At 66.6% G+C, this 17,055-nt stretch carries 16 protein-coding genes; 5 read left to right on the top strand and 11 right to left on the bottom strand.

The genetic code is table 11. From position 1 onward, the window contains the following. Positions 1–370: 370 nt before the first annotated feature. The gene (rfbB, locus tag A5780_RS26380) at positions 371–1,372 is read left to right on the top strand and encodes a dTDP-glucose 4,6-dehydratase (RefSeq protein WP_063010805.1); all 1,002 of its coding nucleotides are present in this window, start codon (positions 371–373) and stop codon (positions 1,370–1,372) included. Here the strand turns inward: rfbB and A5780_RS26385 are convergent. Together A5780_RS26385 and A5780_RS26390 are read right to left on the bottom strand one after the other, a co-directional pair. Further along, positions 1,369–2,970, bottom strand: a complete 1,602-nt coding sequence (locus A5780_RS26385; protein ID WP_082976740.1) for a DUF2142 domain-containing protein — start codon at positions 2,968–2,970, stop codon at positions 1,369–1,371. The genes rfbB and A5780_RS26385 overlap by 4 nt on opposite strands. Then, on the bottom strand, positions 2,970–3,935 hold the full coding sequence (locus A5780_RS26390) for a glycosyltransferase (RefSeq protein WP_063007002.1): 966 nt from the start codon (positions 3,933–3,935) through the stop codon (positions 2,970–2,972). Before A5780_RS26390 ends, A5780_RS26385 begins: the two co-directional genes overlap by 1 nt. A gap of 227 nt (positions 3,936–4,162) precedes the next feature. Here A5780_RS26390 and A5780_RS26395 point away from each other — a divergent pair, with 227 nt between their 5' ends. Next, positions 4,163–4,690 carry a GtrA family protein gene (locus A5780_RS26395; RefSeq protein ID WP_063010840.1) on the top strand — a complete coding sequence of 176 codons (528 nt, stop codon included), beginning with the start codon at positions 4,163–4,165 and terminating at the stop codon, positions 4,688–4,690. Between the two features lie 149 nt (positions 4,691–4,839). Next, the gene (locus tag A5780_RS26400; RefSeq protein ID WP_063010807.1) at positions 4,840–6,735 is read left to right on the top strand and encodes a glycosyltransferase; all 1,896 of its coding nucleotides are present in this window, start codon (positions 4,840–4,842) and stop codon (positions 6,733–6,735) included. Positions 6,736–6,788: 53 nt separating this feature from the next. Here A5780_RS26400 and A5780_RS26405 read toward each other — a convergent pair whose 3' ends face one another. The 8 genes from A5780_RS26405 to A5780_RS26440 all read right to left on the bottom strand — a co-directional run bounded on the left by A5780_RS26405 (position 6,789) and on the right by A5780_RS26440 (position 13,917). Beyond that, on the bottom strand, positions 6,789–7,232 hold the full coding sequence (locus A5780_RS26405; RefSeq protein ID WP_063010809.1) for a hypothetical protein: 444 nt from the start codon (positions 7,230–7,232) through the stop codon (positions 6,789–6,791). Positions 7,233–7,404: 172 nt separating this feature from the next. Then, a complete protein-coding gene (locus tag A5780_RS26410; protein WP_063010811.1) occupies positions 7,405–8,253 on the bottom strand; it encodes an NAD(P)-dependent oxidoreductase in 849 nt (282 codons plus the stop codon). Between the two features lie 128 nt (positions 8,254–8,381). Further along, positions 8,382–9,458, bottom strand: coding sequence for a ribosome small subunit-dependent GTPase A (gene rsgA / locus A5780_RS26415; protein WP_064909960.1), 1,077 nt, complete (start codon positions 9,456–9,458; stop codon positions 8,382–8,384). A gap of 273 nt (positions 9,459–9,731) precedes the next feature. Beyond that, positions 9,732–10,520, bottom strand: a complete 789-nt coding sequence (locus A5780_RS42215) for a hypothetical protein (protein WP_082976741.1) — start codon at positions 10,518–10,520, stop codon at positions 9,732–9,734. A 32-nt stretch (positions 10,521–10,552) separates the two neighbouring features. Next, a complete protein-coding gene (locus tag A5780_RS26425) occupies positions 10,553–11,476 on the bottom strand; it encodes a glycosyltransferase (RefSeq protein ID WP_063010842.1) in 924 nt (307 codons plus the stop codon). Positions 11,477–11,547: 71 nt separating this feature from the next. Continuing rightward, complete coding sequence (locus A5780_RS26430; RefSeq protein WP_036497055.1) at positions 11,548–12,354, bottom strand: ABC transporter ATP-binding protein; 807 nt, start codon at positions 12,352–12,354, stop codon at positions 11,548–11,550. A gap of 8 nt (positions 12,355–12,362) precedes the next feature. Next, a complete protein-coding gene (locus A5780_RS26435) occupies positions 12,363–13,187 on the bottom strand; it encodes an ABC transporter permease (RefSeq protein ID WP_064909962.1) in 825 nt (274 codons plus the stop codon). 136 nt (positions 13,188–13,323) lie between these two features. Further along, positions 13,324–13,917: a bacterial proteasome activator family protein gene (locus A5780_RS26440; protein WP_063010844.1), complete on the bottom strand. Its 594-nt coding sequence runs from the start codon at positions 13,915–13,917 to the stop codon at positions 13,324–13,326. 235 nt (positions 13,918–14,152) lie between these two features. Between A5780_RS26440 and A5780_RS26445 the strand changes: the two genes are divergently transcribed. Further along, the gene (locus tag A5780_RS26445) at positions 14,153–15,358 is read left to right on the top strand and encodes a cysteine desulfurase-like protein (protein WP_064909964.1); all 1,206 of its coding nucleotides are present in this window, start codon (positions 14,153–14,155) and stop codon (positions 15,356–15,358) included. A 42-nt stretch (positions 15,359–15,400) separates the two neighbouring features. Here A5780_RS26445 and A5780_RS26450 read toward each other — a convergent pair whose 3' ends face one another. Continuing rightward, entirely contained in the window at positions 15,401–16,390 is a 990-nt protein-coding gene (locus A5780_RS26450) for an NAD(P)H-quinone oxidoreductase (RefSeq protein ID WP_063010820.1), read from the bottom strand. Between the two features lie 123 nt (positions 16,391–16,513). Between A5780_RS26450 and A5780_RS26455 the strand changes: the two genes are divergently transcribed. Continuing rightward, positions 16,514–17,002 carry a MarR family winged helix-turn-helix transcriptional regulator gene (locus tag A5780_RS26455; protein WP_030516842.1) on the top strand — a complete coding sequence of 163 codons (489 nt, stop codon included), beginning with the start codon at positions 16,514–16,516 and terminating at the stop codon, positions 17,000–17,002. The last annotated feature ends 53 nt before the right edge of the window (positions 17,003–17,055 follow it).

A 17,055-nucleotide genomic window follows, 5' to 3' on the forward strand; every position in this document is an offset into this window, starting at 1 on the left:
TTCGCGGTACCGGCCGCGACGCCGACGGCGGCGACCAGCATGGCGGCGGTCGCGGCGAATTTCCTCATCATCATTTTCTGCGGAACCTCGATACAGAGTGGTTCTGGGACATGAGAAATAGAAATCGACGTCAGCTAACGAGTGGTGAACCTGTTGTGTCCGTTCATTCAAATTCTGTTCACCGTCGGGTTCTTGCCGATTGTCAGGTTGCGGAAACATGCAGTATGCGTGCGGTTTTCGGACACCACCTCCAATTCGAACAAAAGGGACATAAAGCATGTAGTGTGACGAAGGTCACACCTATGTGCGCGGCCGGTGTGACTCGGTGGTGATTCGGAGCGCGTATTCGCGCCCGCGTTAGGGTGGCATCGTGCGATTGCTCGTAACCGGCGGAGCCGGATTCATCGGCGCGAACTTCGTCCATCAAACCGTGGCGGATCGTCCGGACGTCCGCATCACCGTGCTCGACGCACTGACCTATGCCGGAAATCGCGCCTCGCTGGCGCCGATCGAGGACCGGATCGAGTTCGTACACGGCGATATTGCCGATTCCGGTCTGGTGGACCGCCTGGTCTCCACAGCCGACGCGGTGGTGCATTTCGCGGCCGAATCGCACAACGACAATTCGCTGGCCCGGCCGCGGTCGTTCGTGCAGACCAATATCGTCGGCACGTTCACTCTGCTGGAGGCCGTGCGCAAATACGATGTGCGCTACCACCACATCTCGACCGACGAGGTCTACGGCGACCTCGAAGCCGACGATCCGGCGTTCACCGAAAACACCCCTTACCAACCGTCCAGCCCGTATTCGGCGACCAAGGCCTCCAGCGATCTGCTGGTCCGTGCGTGGGTGCGCTCGTTCGGGGTGCGGGCGACGATCTCCAACTGCAGCAACAACTACGGGCCGTATCAGCATGTGGAGAAATTCATCCCGCGCCAGATCACCAATCTGATCGACGGGGTGCGACCGCGCCTCTACGGTGCCGGACATCAGATCCGGGACTGGATTCACGTCACCGATCACAATCGCGCGGTGTGGGAGATTCTCGAGCGCGGACGCATCGGGCAGACCTATCTGATCGGCGCCGACGGTGAACTGGACAATCGGACCGTGGTGGAGTTGCTGCTCGCCGAATTCGGCCGGGACCCCGGCGATTTCGACCACGTCACCGATCGGCCCGGGCATGATCAGCGCTACGCCATCGATGCCACCCTGCTGCGCACCGAACTGGGCTGGCGGCCGCATTACGGCGATTTCCGGGCCGGACTGGCCGCGACCGTCGCCTGGTACCGCGACAACGAGGCGTGGTGGCGCCCGCAGAAGGAACACACCGAACGCGCGTACGCGGCGGCCGGCGAAAAGGTGCTCTAGCCCCAGATCAGGACGTTGTATTTGATCGCGGCCGCGGTCAGTGCCACCACGGTCGCGACCACCACCGTGATCGCCGGTCCACGTACCGGCGTCACGCCGCGGGAATCGCTCAGGCGCAACGGCATCCACCGCAGCAGCACCGCGAATCCGGCGATCGCCAGCGGCACGAAATAGCGCCCCTGCACGCCGTCGATCATCCAGTAACCCACGGGCGTGAAGGACATGTACAGCGTCACGTAGATCATCGCGACACTGGCCAGTACGGCGAGCGCGACGATCCAGGTGCGCCACCGGTTACCGGTCAGCCGATCCGCGATTCCGACGCTCACCGCCAATGCCAGCAGGCAGGCCAGGATCGACAGCGCGGGAACGTCCACATAGGCGAATCCGAGCTCGCCGAAGAATTGGGTGAACCATTTCTCGTCCCGGTACCAGATGCTGTCACCGAAAGTATTGGCGAAATGCACCGGATTCGAAAGAATTTCGTGCAGCTGATCGCCCGGACGCACCGAATGCCATTCGGCCGGCTTGCGCATCAGCCCCATACCGTCGCCGGTCGGCGCGGCGATCTTCATCCATACCGCGAACAGGATCGCGCCCAGCGCCGCGAAACACCACGGCAGCCAGCGCAGCACCTTCCCGAACCCGTACTGCCGGGCGGGAATCAGCACCACCAGCATGGCGAGGATGACGTAGGTCGGCTTGCTCAGCGGCAGCGCCAGCGTCGCCGCCAACGCGGCCGCCACCTCCGGCTTCGTCAGCCGGGTGTCGAGGAAGACGCCCTTCACCACCAGGCACGACACCAGGACGGCCAGGGCGTTGGTGACGGTGTCGGCGGTGACCGTACCCGCCTGGAACAGGGCGATCGGCAGCACCGCGACCGTGAAGGCCAGCCACTGGATCCGGAACGTCCGCAACGCCCGCAGCGCGAATGCCACGATCACCAGATAGGCGAGCAATCCGGCCAGCCGGGTGAGCAGCACCGTATCGCCGACATCGAGCCCGACGGCCTGCGCCAGCCGAATGCCCACGGCCGCGGGCACATACGGCAGTGGGGAGTAGGCGGCGGTGTTGGTGAACCACATCTGCTTGGTCGCGGTCGTGGTCACCGGCGCAGAACCCAGCCGGTCGTAGGCGGTTTCGTCGGCGGCGAGCGGGGCCGGCTCGGTCGGGTGACGGTTGTAGTCGGTGAAGGCGTAGCCCATCAGCCCGTCGATACTCAACGGAATCTGGCCGCCGTAGGAGACGCCGCGGTCGTCGGTGATCCGTTCGGGGGTGAACCCGCCGTGCGCCACCTGATACGCGCGGCCGAACTGCGTGATCTCGTCATGTCCCCAGAACGGCGGCGTGATGGTCGCGAACACGATGCCGAAGACGCCCGCCACCAGGACGAACACGGCCGCGGCCGGTCCGAGGTGGCGTGCGACGGGGGACCAGGCGCGCCGGAGCGGACCGGCGGGCCGTCGCTCCTCGTCGGCCCGGCTGCTTCCGCGGCTCACCTCGTCGCGCGTCGGCTGCTCGGTATCGGGTTCACCGGTCACCTCGCCGGGGCCGGAGGACTGCCTGTCAGAGGCCTCCTTGTCGGCCTGGGTCGTCATCAGTGTGCCTGCCGGACCTGCTCGGGCGTTTCGACGCCGACGGCCGAATACCGCAGGTACATGAGGCGGGCGGCCTCGTGCCGGGACCGGCGGATGCCGTCGAGGATCAGACCGGCGGTCCACGCCAGGCTGCCCAGCAGCAGCAGCGTGAAGCCGAGGAACAGCGTCGGGAACCGCGGCACCTGGTGGATTTCGTAGAACTGGATCACGATCGGCACGATCAGAATGATCGAGATCAGCCAGGCCAGCGTCCCGAACAGCCCGTAGAACGCGACCGGGCGTTCGTGCCGGGCCAGGCCGAAGATCAGGCCCAGGATCTTGAATCCGTCGTGGTAGGTGCGCAGCTTGGATTCACTGCCCTCCGGCCGATCGCGGAATCCCACCCGCACCGAGGTCTGCGGCACCCGCAGATGCAGCGAATGCACGGTCAATTCGGTTTCGATCTCGAATTCGCGCGACACCGCGGGGAAACTCTTCACGAAGCGACGCGAGAACACCCGGTAGCCGGAGAGCATATCTTCGACGTTCTCGCCGAACACCTTGCCGACCACGCCGTTGAGCACGCGGTTACCGGCTTCGTGGCCCGCGCGGTACGCCTGCGTGCCCTCGTCCTCTTTCCGCACGCCGAGGACGTGGTCGTAGGGGCCGGACAGCAGCGCCTCGATCATCTTCGGAGCGGCGAAGGCGTCGTAGGTGTCGTCGCCGTCGATCATCAGGTAGACATCGGCCTCGATATCGGCGAACGCGCGCCGGACCACGTTGCCCTTGCCCTTGACGGTCTCGGTGCGCACGATCGCGCCCGCCTCGCGGGCACGTTCGGCGGTGGCGTCCGTGCTGCGGTTGTCGTAGACGTAGACGTCGATGCCCGGCACGGCAGCCTTGAGGTCCGTGACGACCTTGGCGACCGCAGCCTCCTCGTTGTGGCAGGGCACGACTGCGGCGATGCGAAGCTCGGTGGGGTTCACCCCGTCAATCCCTCATTTGATCGGCCGATGAAATACGGAACACCGGGAGGGTACAGGCCGGCGCCCGACCCGCGCCCGCTAACCCTCACTGTGTCGGCTGCGGGCCGGTGTGCCCGCCCCGACCTCGCGCCCTGTGCCTCCGCTGTGAGCCGCCCGAACACACCCCGACGAGCCGCACTCCCACCTGCGTCACGCGGTGGGGAACCCGGGTGCGGTACCGTCGCCGGGTGGCCAGCAGTGAGACGGCGACCGAACCGGTCGATCGAACCGGCGATAGCTTGCGACACAAGGTCGTCACCGCCTTGCGGCAGGGATCGGCCTTTCTGGTGGTCGGCGCGATCGGCTTTCTCGTCGACGCCGGAACCTACAACGTGCTGGTCTTCTGGGGCGGCGACGGCGTTCTGAATCAGGCGCCGCTGCTCGCCAAGATCATCTCGATTCTGGTGGCCACGGTGGTCACGTATTTCGGCAACAAATGGTGGACTTTCGCGCACAAGCAAGGCGGCAGTCCCGCTCGCGAATATCTGCTGTACACCGTTTTCAATGTGGTTGCCATCGGATTGCAGCTCGGGTGCCTCGGATTCTCCCGATATGTGTTGCACCTGTCCTCCCCGCTGGCGGACAACATCTCCGGCACCCTGATCGGCCAGATCGTGGCGGTGGTTTTCCGCTACTGGGCCTACGACACTTTCGTCTTCGCCGAGTCCCGCTCGGATCGGGATTTGCGGGACACCCGCACCCGGTCGGGCCGGTGATCGTGCTTCGCAATTGTCGATCACCGGCCCTCCGGTCGAACTCCGCGACATGAGACGGACATAATGGGTATCGCTCGCACCGAGCCCGCACTTGACCGCGCCCGCGCCGTATTCGGCGCAATCGGACACTGTTTACGAGGGATTCCACCATGGATCAGTCGGCTGGCCAGGCCGTGACCGCAACCGAGAACGCTCCGCGGATCGCCGAGCCCGCACCCGGCGCCCTGCGGACCGAGCACCGCGCCCCCGACCGCCTGGTTCTGGCCCGCGGCATCTTCACCGGCCCGGCGCCCAAGATCAGCGACGAACTGTATGCGGTGGTCAAGGGCAAATCGCATCGCGAACGGCTGTCGCTGCGGCTGGAAAAGGGCGCGCACGCCCACACCAACACCTATTTCGGCCGGTTCGCGGCCAGCTACTGGCAGCGCTGGACGACGGTGACCGAGGTCGAGGTCTCGATGCGGGTCGCGGTCGGCGACCGGGCCCGGATCCGGCTGGCCGCCTCCGATATCGCCGGGCACCGGCGCATCATCGACTCCGCGGACGTGGATTCCGACGGGACGGTCACCCTGCGGGCCCCGCTGGACCAGTACGTGGACGGCGGTGCGCTGTGGGTCGAATTCGATGCTGTCGGAGGCGAACTCGCGATCGGTGAGCTCACCTGGACCGCCGCCGCTCCGGACCGGGTCCGCCCGGTCGCGATCGCGATCTGCACCTTCAACCGGGCCGAGGACTGCGCGCACACGGTCGCCGCACTCGCCTCCGATCCGGAAGTGCTGGCCGCCATCGACGCGGTGTACGTGGTCGACCAGGGCACCGACCTGGTCTCGGACCGGGAGCTGTTCCAGCAGACGCAGCCGCTCTTCGGTGACAAACTGCGCTACATCCGGCAGCCGAATCTCGGCGGTGCGGGCGGATTCACCCGCGGGCTGTACGAGGTGTCGGCGGCGAACGAGCACGCCGACGTCATCCTGATGGACGACGACATCCTCTGCGAGCCCGAAACGGTGTTGCGGCTCAACGCCTTTGCCAATCTCACGGTGGAGCCGACGCTGGTCGGCGCGCAGATGTTGTTCCTGCTGAACCCCGACTATCTCAACGTCGGCGCCGAGGAGGTGCACCTGAACGAGCTGCGGCACGGTCAGAAGGTGCCCAAGGCGTTGCGCAACACCAGCATGCTCAAGCGCAATCAGGAGCGCCGCGTCGACGCCGGCTACAACGCCTGGTGGACCTGCCTGATCCCGGCCGAGGTGGTGGCCCGGATCGGACTGCCGCTGCCGATCTTCTTCCAGTGGGACGACGTCGAATACGGCGTCCGCGCCCGCGAGGCGGGATTCGTGACCGTGACGCTGCCGAATGCGGCGGTCTGGCACGCGGACTTCTACTGGAAGGATTTCGACGACTGGGCACGCTACTTCAGCATGCGCAATTCGCTCATCGTCAGCTCCATGCACACCGATCTCGATCCGAAGGCGGTGACCCGCAAGCTGTTCCGTGAGATCGCCGAATACCTGGTGGGTATGCAGTACGGCCTCGCGCACACCACGCTGCAGGGCATCGAGGACTTCCTGCAGGGCCCGAAGATCTTGCGCGACGGCGGAATTCAGGCTTTGGCCACCGCTCGCACCAGCCGCGCCGACTACGGCGAGACCAAGAAGCACGCGGCCGCGACCGCACCGGTCCGGCAGTCGGATGTCCAGCTCCGCCGCGCGGGCGGTGAACCGAGCCGTCCGCTGCTGGTGCTGGTCAAGCGCGCGATCCAGCAGTGGACCGGGCGTACCCAGCACGGCGTCGTGGCCGTCACCCGCGAGGATGCGCACTGGTGGCACCTGGCGCTGTTCGACCACGTCGTGGTCACCGACGCCTCCCAGTCCGGCGTGCGAATCCGGCAGCGCGACAAGGAGAAAGCGCGCGCCCTGCTGCTGCGCACCCTCCGAGTCCTGCGCCGGCTGCGCCGCGAACTTCCGGAGCTGAGCCGGCAGTACCGGGCGGCCGCGCCGGAACTGACCAGCCGCGAGAACTGGGAACGGCTGTACGGCATCTGATTCGCGTGCCCGCCCGGTACGTCACCGGGCGGGCCTCGGCGAATTCGCCGCGTTCAGCGGCCGAACGAGCCCGTCGGAGGCGGCGGTGGATTGTTGTCGACCACTGCGCCGAGATATCGGTACGAGGTCGGGTAGGTCGGCTCCGGAGGGTCCGGGACGAACCGCATCGGCGGCTGGTTCCAGGTGCCGTCGGGTTGCACTTCGGGCGGCGGGGTCTCCCAGTGGCCGGGGCCGCTCACCAGCGGGCATCCGTCGTTGATGCGGGCGTCGCCGTGCGGCGGCACCCACGCCGTGCCCCGGGCGGTGCCACCCATACCCGAGCACACCACCTCGGCATCCACCCGGTAGGTGTCGTCGTTGTCGTTGTGACAGCCGGCCCGGTCGCAGAACACACCGGGTGAGACCTCGACGGCCGATGCTCCGGCCGCGCCCCCGATCAGCGTGCTCGCGGCAACGGCCGATACGACCGCGACGCCGAAAATCCAGCGGTACCCCATCGCGAATCAACTCCCCTCGATATCGCTGCCGGGAACTCTACCCTGCACGGCCGAAAACCGTTGTGGCATTTTCGCACTCCTGTCGACAGCCCGACCCGAGCACCAACCTATCGGCGTCGGATCGGGCTGTCGGTAGTGGCAACACCACCGTGTTCGCGGAGTGCGGACCGGCTTACAGGAACAGGTCCGTGGTCAGCGGGCCGTCACCGGGGACTACGCGGTACTTGTCCAGATCGGTGATGCCGTGCGCGTTCAGCACCTCGTCGTCGATGAAGAAGTTGCCGGTGGTGTCCTTGGCGGGAGAGGTGAGGACCAGGTACGCGGCGTCGGCGTAGATGTCGGGGGTGCGGGAGGTCTGGACCATTTCCTCACCGCCGAGCAGGTTGCGGACCGCGGCGGTGGCGATCGTCGTGCGCGGCCACAGCGAGTTGACACCGATGCCGTACTTGCGCAGTTCCTCGGCCAAACCCAAAGTGGTGAGCGACATTCCGTACTTGGCGATGGTGTAACCCAGCGAGCTGCCCGCCCACTTCGGGTCCAGGTTCAGCGGCGGCGACAGGGTGAGAATGTGCGGGTTGCGGCCCGCCTCGGCGGATTCCCGCAATGCGGGGATGCTGGTCTTCGACAGCAGGAAACTGCCGCGGCAGTTGATGTCCTGCATCAGGTCGTACTTCTTCATCGACAGCGTTTCGGTCGGCGACAGATCGATCGCCGAGGCGTTGTTGACGACGATATCGATACCGCCGAACCGCTCCACGGTCTGACGCACGGCTTCGGCGACGCCCTCGTCGTCGCGCACATCGCCGACGAACTTGTGGACCCGACCGCCCGCGGCCTCGAGCTCCTCGGCCGCGGTGTGGATCGTGCCCGGCAGTTTCGGATGCGGCTGGTCGGTCTTGGCGATCAGCGTGATGTTCGCACCGTCGGCGGCGGCCCGCTTGGCGATCTCCAGGCCGATGCCGCGGCTGCCGCCCGACATGATCATGGTGCGGCCGGCCAGTGGCTTACCAGCTTCGGTCATATCCCTGCTCCCATCTGTGCGATCACCCCGGTCTCCATGATCGGCGATCCGAAGGAGCCGGGGTGCTGAACTACCCGATTCGCACAGTAGGGCACCGAGCGAGGCTATGCAACCAGTTGCATAGCCGGTCAGCGCCGATGGCGACGAGGATCACGTTCCTTGTACATTCGCCGCTGCGATTTGCTGATGTCGCGCCACACCCGCTCTCGTTCGGCTCGCAACCGCGCATCGCTGCGAGCGGCGAGCCGGTCGTTCTCGCGCTGCAGTTTGCGGTAACTGTCCAGTCGTCGCTGCGGCAGCTCGCCGGTTTCGAGGGCCCCGAGAATCGCGCATCCGGGTTCGGTGCGGTGTTCGCAGTCGGAGAATCGGCATTGCGCTGCCAGTGATTCGATATCGGTGAAGGTCCGGGCCAGACCCTGTTCGGCATCCCAGAGCCCGATCGCCCGGAGCCCCGGTGTGTCGATCAGAGTTCCGCCGCCGGGAATCGGCCGCAACTCGCGATGGACCGTGGTGTGCCGCCCGCGCTTGTCCGAGGCGCGAACCCCGTCCGTCGCGAAGACTTCCTCGCCCAGCATCGCATTCGCCAGGGTCGACTTGCCGGCGCCGGACGATCCGATCAGCGCGACCGTTCCGGCCGCCACCGCACGCAGCACATCCATACCGGCGCCGGTCGTTGCCGAGACGGCCAGCACCGCCGCATCCGGCGCGGCGGCACGCACCTCGGACAGGGAAATATCCGGCGACAGATCGCATTTCGTCAGCACCACCAGCGGCTGCGCGCCGGACTCCCAGACCAGGGCCAGCATCCGCTCGATGCGACCCAGGTCGATCTCACCGTCGGCGGCGACACAGATCGCGACGGTATCCACATTGGTGGCAAGCACCTGCGCGTCGGAACGTCCGGATACCGTCGCGCGCTGCAGAATCGTGCGGCGCGGCAACAACTTTCGTACCGTGAACGCCGGGCCGGCGGTGGTTTCGGCCGGTGTGACGGCGACCCAGTCACCGGTACACAGGCCGTTGATGTTGGTATCCGCCCGCGGACAGTCGGCGCGCGCGAGCCCGTCGGGCATCGCGACATCGCATTCACTGCGATCCATCCGGATCACGCGGGCCGGGACCCAGCCGGTATCGAGCAGTCCTGTGTACGCGGCGGAGAGGTCGGCGGTCCAGCCGTAAGGAATGAGACGGTCGTAATCGACCATGAGGGGAGACATCCTTCGTCGGGCACCGAGCCCGCGAAGGGCTCAGTGCATGGGGAGAAGAGTGGAAATACGTGCGGCGGAGCGCTTCTCGGTCCGATACCGGGCTCCGGCCGCGACAATCCGACTGTCGACGTTCACGTATTCCACCTCCTCGACCCTCTCGTGTCTCGCTACTCGGCTCGGTCGCGTGCGCGACCGGATGTACAAACGATGACAGCCCGCCGCGCGGGCCGCAACGTATTTTCCGGGCCTACGTCTTCCCGGGCTACGCGATCAGAGCGAGCAGGCGATCAGCAACTGCAGCAGGATGAACACCCCGACCACGCCGAGGCTGATGTAGGACACGATCGCCCCCGGCGCCGCCTGCGGCACCGGCCCGATCGCACCGTTGATGAAGGCGATAGCGGGCGATTTGTAATACACGTGGGTGCTGTGGCCCTCGGCGACCGGCACGGTCGTCTCGGCCGGTCCCATATCCCACAGCCACTTGGTCGCCACTCGCACGTGGTGCTGCCCGGGACCGACCGGAATGTGGGTTTGTCCCCACTTCGCCATCGGCACCTCCATGCCGTTGACGATGATCTTCGGGCCGGTCAGCGCGAGCAGGAATCCCAGCGGGAAGTACGAGGCGTCGACGACGATGCCCTGCGGTCCGGGCTGCGGCTGGAACTGCGCCGCCGGGCCGTAGGGCCCGTATTGGCCTTGCGGCGCAACGGGATTGGGCGCGCCGTAGGGCGCCGGCCCGCCGTTGAACTGCTGCTGACCGGGATACGGTTGCGCCCCGTACGGATTCGCCGGCGGCTGACCGTAGGGCTGCGGCGGAGCCGGGGGAGCGCCCCACCCCGGCGCCTGATGCGGCTGGGACACGTTGTGCGGCTGGGGAATAGGTGGCTGCGAGCCCGCCTGCGGCTGCGGATATCCCGGTGCGGCAACGGCTCCGCTACCGCCGTGCGGCGGCGGCGCGCCGTAGGGACCGTTCGGCTGCGGCGGGGGATACGGCTGTGCACCGTTCGGTTGGAATGGTTGCCCATAGGGTGGCTGCCCACCGTAGGGGTTGCTCACAGCCGTTACCTCCTCATGCGAAAAGCACTGATCTAACCGGGTTTATGGAACTGCTCGCGTCGCCCCAGACGCCGCAGTCGCAACCATTCTCGCAGACCGGCCGGATCTTTTTGCTGTACGAGGAAGAACCAGGAGAACCGCGCCCATTCCTGGGGTAGCAGTTTCCGCATCCCGGGCTGTGCCATCAAATAGCCACGGTTGCGGTAGGTGAAATAGCGTTTGACCGGATCGTCCGGATATTGGGTGTGCATGCGGCCGCCGAGAATCGGCTTGAATTCCGCCGACCCGTTCGGGTGCAGATACGCCGTCTGCAAACAGGTTCCGAACGGCAGGCCCGAGCGCACCAGCCGCCGGTGCACCTCCACCTCGTCGCCGCGCACGAACAGCCGCAGATCCGGCACGCCGATCACCTCGAGCGCCTCGGCGGAGATCAGGGCGCCGTTGAACAGCGACGCGATACCGGGCAGGAAGTCCTCGTCACCGAGTTCGGACCGCAGCCGCCGCCACACCACGCCGCGGCGCAGCGGAAACGCCAGCCGATCCGGATCGTCGATATCGGCCACTACCGGCGAGACCTCCGAAAGGCCGTGGCGCTCGGCGCAATCGAGCAACTTCTCGAGCACGTCCGGGCCCTCGGGGCGGCCGTCGTCGTCGGCCAGCCACACCCAGTCCGCGCCCATGGTCAGCGCGTGCAGCATGCCGAGGGCGAAGCCGCCCGCACCACCCAGGTTGTGTTCGGAACCCAGATAGGTGGATTCGATCGGCTGTTCTTCCACCAGCTCGCCGACCTCGGGCTCGTTGCCGTTGTCGATGACGATCAGATGGTCGATCGGGCGGGTCTGCGCGGCGAGCACTTTCAGCGATTCGCTCAGCAGTTCCCGGCGTTTGTGGGTCACGACCACCGCGATGATCCGGGCCACTCCGCTGTCCGCGGACGAGGCCGCCTGATCACTCATGTCCATATCCTTGTTCTCCGGGACATGCCCCCTCCGCGCTCGACCGCCCATGTCCGGGTCTGCGGCGGAGGTCATGCGGGATTGCGTTCGAGTTCGAGCTCACGCAGGATCTGCTTCACGTGATCGCCCGCCTCGGGGCCCTCGTACGCGCGGACCACATCCTCGATATCACCCTGCATGCGCAGCGTGCCGTGGTCGATCCACATTGCGGTATCGCACAATTGGGCCAGGAATTCGTTGGAATGACTGCAGAACACCAGGATTCCGGAGCGCGCCACCAGATCGCGCAGCCGGTTGCGGGCCTTCTTCATGAATTCCGCGTCGACCGCGCCGATACCTTCGTCCAGCAGCAGGATCTCCGGATCGATCGAGGTCACCACGCCCATCGCCAGCCGCACCCGCATACCCGTGGAATAGGTGCGCAGCGGCATGTTCAGGTATTCACCGAGTTCGGTGAAGTCGGCGATCTCGTCGACTTTGGCGAGCATCTGCTTGCGGGTCTGACCGAGGAACAGCCCGCGGATGATGATGTTCTCGTAGCCGGAGATCTCCGGATCCATACCGACGCCGAGGTCGAACACCGGCGCCACCCGGCCACGCACGCGCGCAGTGCCGCGGGTGGGCTCGTAGATTCCCGAGAGCAGCCGCAGCAGCGTCGACTTCCCGGCGCCGTTGTGGCCCACCAGGCCGACCCGGTCACCCTCCTTCAGCGACAGCGTGATGTCGCGCAGGGCCTCGACCACGACCACATCGGACTGATTGCGCCCGATGGATCCGCCGGCCTTGCCCAGGAACGCCTTCTTCAGCGACCGTGACTTGGCGTCGAAGATGGGAAACTCCACCCACGCCTGGTGGGTTTCGATGCTTACTCCGGTCATAACGTCCTCTACACCCAGTACGGCACGCGGGAACGGTATTGCTTCAACGCCAGGATCGCCACCGCCCAGCCGACCACGGTGATCACACCGACGACCAGCCACGACCGCACCTGCACCGGATCGCCGAGCAGGGGTGCGCGCACGATCTCGAGATAGTGGTAGGTCGGCACCAGCTCGACCAGCTTGGCCCGCTCGCTCACCGCCCCGCCCTGGTCGTGCAGCGACTTCGTGGTCCACATGACCGGAGTCAGCACGAACAGCATCAGAGTCATGCTGCCCAGAATCGGGGCGATGTCGCGATAGCGGGTGGAGAAGATGCCGAAGACGATCGATACCCACGCCGAATTCAGGAACACCAGCGCGATCGCCGGAATCGCCAGCAGCACGGACCAGTCCAGATGTTCCCAGACGCCGAAGGCCACCAGCATGACCAGATAGATCACGATGTTGTGGGCGAAGAACAGGAACTGCCGCCACACCAGCCGATAGACGTGCACGCTCAGCGCCGAGGGCAGCTGTTTGATCAGCCCCTCGTTGGCGATGAACACGTCCGAGCCCTCGAGGATGCTGGCGTTGATCACGTTCCAGACGATCAGGCCGACGGTGACATACGGCAGATACGTCCACAGGTCCTGATTCAGGATCGCCGCGTAGAGGACACCCATCGCGGCCGCCTGCACGCCGGTGGCGATGGTGATCCAGAACGGGCCGATCACCGATCGCCGGTAGCGCTGCTTGATGTCCTGCCAACCCAGCTGTAGCCACAGCTCACGCTGAGTGAACCCCTCGCGGAGGTCTTTGAAGGCCCGCGGGAATGTTTGCGCATCCGACATCAGGGGCACCGTGGCGTCGGCCGGGCGTTCGGCTGTGGCCGAATCGGCAGGGGCAGCTGCTGGCACAGTGCACGACTGTAGCGCAGAGCCGATCCCCGCCGGTGGGGGCACGAGCCTATCCGATGATCAGCGGTGTTCAGAGGTACTGACCGCCTCCGGTGACCGATCCACCCTGTCCGCCCTCGCGCGGGATGTGCGCACCCGGCGGCAGAGCGTGACGCATCTGCTCGAGCTGTGCGCGGGCCGCCATCTGCTGAGCGAACAGCGCGGTCTGAATACCGTGGAACAGACCCTCCAGCCAGCCGACCAGCTGGGCCTGGGCGATTCGCAGTTCCGCGTCGGACGGCACGGACTCCTCGCTGAACGGCAGCGCGAGCCGCTCGAGTTCGTCGCGCAGCTCGGGGGAGAGACCCTGCTCGAGCTCGTGCACCGAGGTCGTGTGGATCTCTTTGAGCCGGTTGCGGCTGGCATCGTCCAGCGGAGCCGCGCGTACCTCCTCGAGCAGCTGCTTGATCATGGTGCCGATCCGCATCACCTTCGCGGGCTGCTCGACCATATCGGCGAGCGACTCCTCGCCGCCGGTCTGCGCACCCTCGGCGGCGGTCTCGCCCTCGCCGACCACCTGCCCGGCGAACGGCGCCTCACCCTGGGCGCCGGCCGGAATGACCAGCGGCCGCCCCTCGGGTCCGATCACCACGATGGAATCCGGTGCTCCGTCCGATTGCGTCATGGCATCCATGATGTCTGCTTCCCGCGCCGAGCGCTAAGTGAACGACGCATCGCCCGGTGGGGGCCCGGTGCCGGAACGGGGTATGCGGTCCGATTTCGGGCGGAAGTATTCTGTTGCGGTTCTGTCCGCCTCGTGTGTGGTTCGGTTTGTGAAAGTCGGTTGCCATGTCGCGTGATATCGCATTGGGTCGGCGCACGGTTCCGCCGACTTGCCCGCTGCCCTTAGAGTGGCCAGCATGACTTACGACGTCGCGAGGGTTCGGGGGTTGATACCGTCCCTGGGCGACGGCTGGATCCATCTGGACCCCCAGGCAGGGATGCTGGTCCCGGATTCGGTATCGCGCGCCGTGTCAACCGGTTTCCGGACCTCTGCTTTTTCGCATACCAATCGTCATGCCGCCGCGCGCCGCAGTGGTGCCATTCTCGACGCGGCCCGGGAGGCGGTCGCCGATCTCGTCGGCGGCGATCCGGCGGGTGTCGTCCTCGGCCCGGACCGGGCCGTCCTGCTGGCATGGCTGGCCGAATCGCTGAGCTCGCGGCTCGGGCTCGGCACCGGCATCGTGCTCTCGCGCCTGGACGACGAGGCCAATGTGGCCCCGTGGCTGCGCATCGCCAACCGCTACGGCGCCCATGTGCGCTGGGCCGAGGTGGAGATCGAAACCTGCGAGATGCCGGCCTGGCAGTTCGAGGAACTGATCGGCCCGACCGCGCGACTGGTCGCCGTCACCGCCGCCTCGCCGATCGTCGGTTCCGCGCCCGCGGTCCGGGTCGCCGCCGACCGGGTGCACGAGGTGGGCGGACTGCTGGTGGCCGACTGCTTCGGCGCGGCGCCCTATGCCCTGATCGACATCGACGAACTCAACGCCGACGTCGTCGCTGTCTCCGCGCCGGCCTGGGGTGGTCCGCAGATCGGCGCGCTGGTGTTCCGTGATCCGGCATTCCTGGATCGCATTCCCTCGATGTCGCTCAATCCCTACGCCAAGGGCGCCGAGCGGCTCGAGGTCGGCGGACATCAGTACGCGTTGCTGGCGGGGCTGACCACCTCCATCGACTATCTCGCCGGACTGGACGAACAGGCCACCGGTAGCCGCCGGGAGCGGCTGGAGATCTCGATCACCTCGCTGCAGGACTATCACGACCAGCTGTTCGAACATCTCATGGAGGTGCTCGACGCGGTCCCGGATCTGACCGTGATCGGCCGTGCTTCCACCCGCATTCCCACGGTCAGCTTCACCATCGCGGGGATGCAGGCGGAGAAGATCTCCGCCGAGCTCGCCGATCACCGCATCGGCACGGTCAGCGGCGCACACGGCGGCAGCCGCCTGCTCGACGCGCTGGGCGTCAACGACGAGGGCGGCGCGGTCACCCTCGGATTGGCGCCCTACACAACGAAATTCGAGATCGAACAGCTCGGCCGGGCGCTGAACTCGCTGGAGAAGTAGGCGGCCGTCCGGCGCACGGTCGCCGACGGGCACAGCGGGCGTTCACGCCTCGTCGATGCGCAGGATCACCTTGCCGACGGTCTCGGCCGAATCGAGCAGTTCGTGGGCGTGCGCCGCCTCCGTGACCGGGACCTCGGCATGTACCACCGGTACCACCGCGCCCTCCGCGATCAGCGGCCACAGATGGCGCCGCAACTCCGCGATGATCTCGGCCTTACTCGACCGCCCGGTGCCCGGCCGCTTACGCAGATTGGTGGCATGGATGGTGCCGCGCTTCCCGAGCAGCTCCGCCAGATTCAGCTCGCCCTTCGCTCCGCCCTGCATGCCGATCACGCACAGCTGCCCGTCCTCGGCGAGGGCGGTCACGTTGCGCGGCAGGTATTTCGCGCCCATATTGTCGAGAATGATATCGGCGCCACCCAATTCGCCGACGACTTCCACGAAATCCTGTTCGCGATAATTGATTCCGATGCTCGCACCCAATTCGGCGCAGCGATCCAATTTGTATTGCGAACCGGCGGTCACCGCGACGCGCGCACCGCGATTCACCGCGACCTGGATGGCATGGGTGCCGATCCCGCTACCGCCGCCGTGGACGAGTAACAGTTGGCCGGCGTGCAATCCGGCGCGCATCACCAGATTCGACCACACGGTGGCGGCCACCTCTGGAAGTGCCGCTGCCGCAGCCAGATCCAGGCCCTCGGGCACCGGCAGCACCTGACTCGCGGCGACCACCACGCGCTGGGCGTAGCCACCGCCGGACAGCAGCGCGCACACCCGCTCGCCCGGCCGCAGATCCCGTACGCCCTCGCCGATCTCGGCCACGACGCCCGACACTTCGAGGCCCAGAATGTCGCTCGCGCCGGGGGGAGGCGGATAGAAACCCTGGCGCTGCAACAGATCCGCGCGATTGACCCCGGCCGCCACGACGTCGATCGCCACCTCGCCCGGCCCGGGCGGCGGCAGATCCGGCACCTCCGCCCAGCGGATCACCTCGGGTCCACCGAAACCGTCCAATGTCACCGCGTACATACCCCGACTCTATGTGCTCGCCGCGCTGGAACGGGTGCGGCTGTGGATCCGATTCGGGTGATCTTGTCCGCAAGTCGCTGACCAGGCGACATTGCTTCCATTCGGGCCCAATAGAATGGCGCCATGGCTTACGAACCGAGTGGTCACCCGGCATCGCCGCCGTGGTTGAGCTCGGCACAGCAGCGGGCGTGGCGCGCCTTCATGGACGGGCACCAGCGTCTGATGGTGGAACTCAACCGCCAGCTCCAGGCCGACAGCGATATGAGCCTGCCCGAATACCGCATCCTGGTGATGCTCTCCGAGGCTCCGGGCGGATCGCTGCGGATGAGCGATCTCGCCGACGGCGTGCTCTCCTCGCGCAGCCGCCTCACCCACCAGATCCGCCGCATGGAGGACCAGGGCATGGTCCGCCGCACCAGCTGCGAAGAGGACGGCCGCGGCGTCCGCGCCCACCTCACCGAGGAAGGTATGCGCCGCCTGCGCGCCGCCGCCCCCGGCCACGTAGCCGCGGTCCGCCGCACCTTCGTCGACCTGCTCAGCCCCGAAGAACTCACCGCCATCGGTGACGCGTTCGACCGAGTGAACACCAAAACCGACCCCCGCCGGAGTTGAGCTGACGCGCGGCGCACATCCGCGTGCCGAGTGAATCCCCACCGATACCCGCA

Origin of the sequence: Nocardia sp. 852002-20019_SCH5090214 (assembly GCF_001665865.1) — a bacterium.
GTDB classification, from domain to species: Bacteria; Actinomycetota; Actinomycetes; order Mycobacteriales; family Mycobacteriaceae; genus Nocardia; species Nocardia nova.

Coding starts and splice junctions, on each gene's coding strand:
- A5780_RS26425 (WP_063010842.1), bottom strand. CDS start 11,476: ATGAGTGATCAGGCGGCCTCGTCCGCGGACAGCGGAGTGGCCCGGATC.
- A5780_RS26405 (WP_063010809.1), bottom strand. CDS start 7,232: ATGGGGTACCGCTGGATTTTCGGCGTCGCGGTCGTATCGGCCGTTGCC.
- A5780_RS26450 (WP_063010820.1), bottom strand. CDS start 16,390: ATGTACGCGGTGACATTGGACGGTTTCGGTGGACCCGAGGTGATCCGC.
- A5780_RS26430 (WP_036497055.1), bottom strand. CDS start 12,354: ATGACCGGAGTAAGCATCGAAACCCACCAGGCGTGGGTGGAGTTTCCC.
- A5780_RS26455 (WP_030516842.1), top strand. CDS start 16,514: ATGGCTTACGAACCGAGTGGTCACCCGGCATCGCCGCCGTGGTTGAGC.
- A5780_RS26410 (WP_063010811.1), bottom strand. CDS start 8,253: ATGACCGAAGCTGGTAAGCCACTGGCCGGCCGCACCATGATCATGTCG.
- A5780_RS26400 (WP_063010807.1), top strand. CDS start 4,840: ATGGATCAGTCGGCTGGCCAGGCCGTGACCGCAACCGAGAACGCTCCG.
- A5780_RS26435 (WP_064909962.1), bottom strand. CDS start 13,187: ATGTCGGATGCGCAAACATTCCCGCGGGCCTTCAAAGACCTCCGCGAG.
- A5780_RS26445 (WP_064909964.1), top strand. CDS start 14,153: ATGACTTACGACGTCGCGAGGGTTCGGGGGTTGATACCGTCCCTGGGC.
- rsgA (WP_064909960.1), bottom strand. CDS start 9,458: ATGGTCGATTACGACCGTCTCATTCCTTACGGCTGGACCGCCGACCTC.
- A5780_RS26385 (WP_082976740.1), bottom strand. CDS start 2,970: ATGACGACCCAGGCCGACAAGGAGGCCTCTGACAGGCAGTCCTCCGGC.
- A5780_RS26440 (WP_063010844.1), bottom strand. CDS start 13,917: ATGACGCAATCGGACGGAGCACCGGATTCCATCGTGGTGATCGGACCC.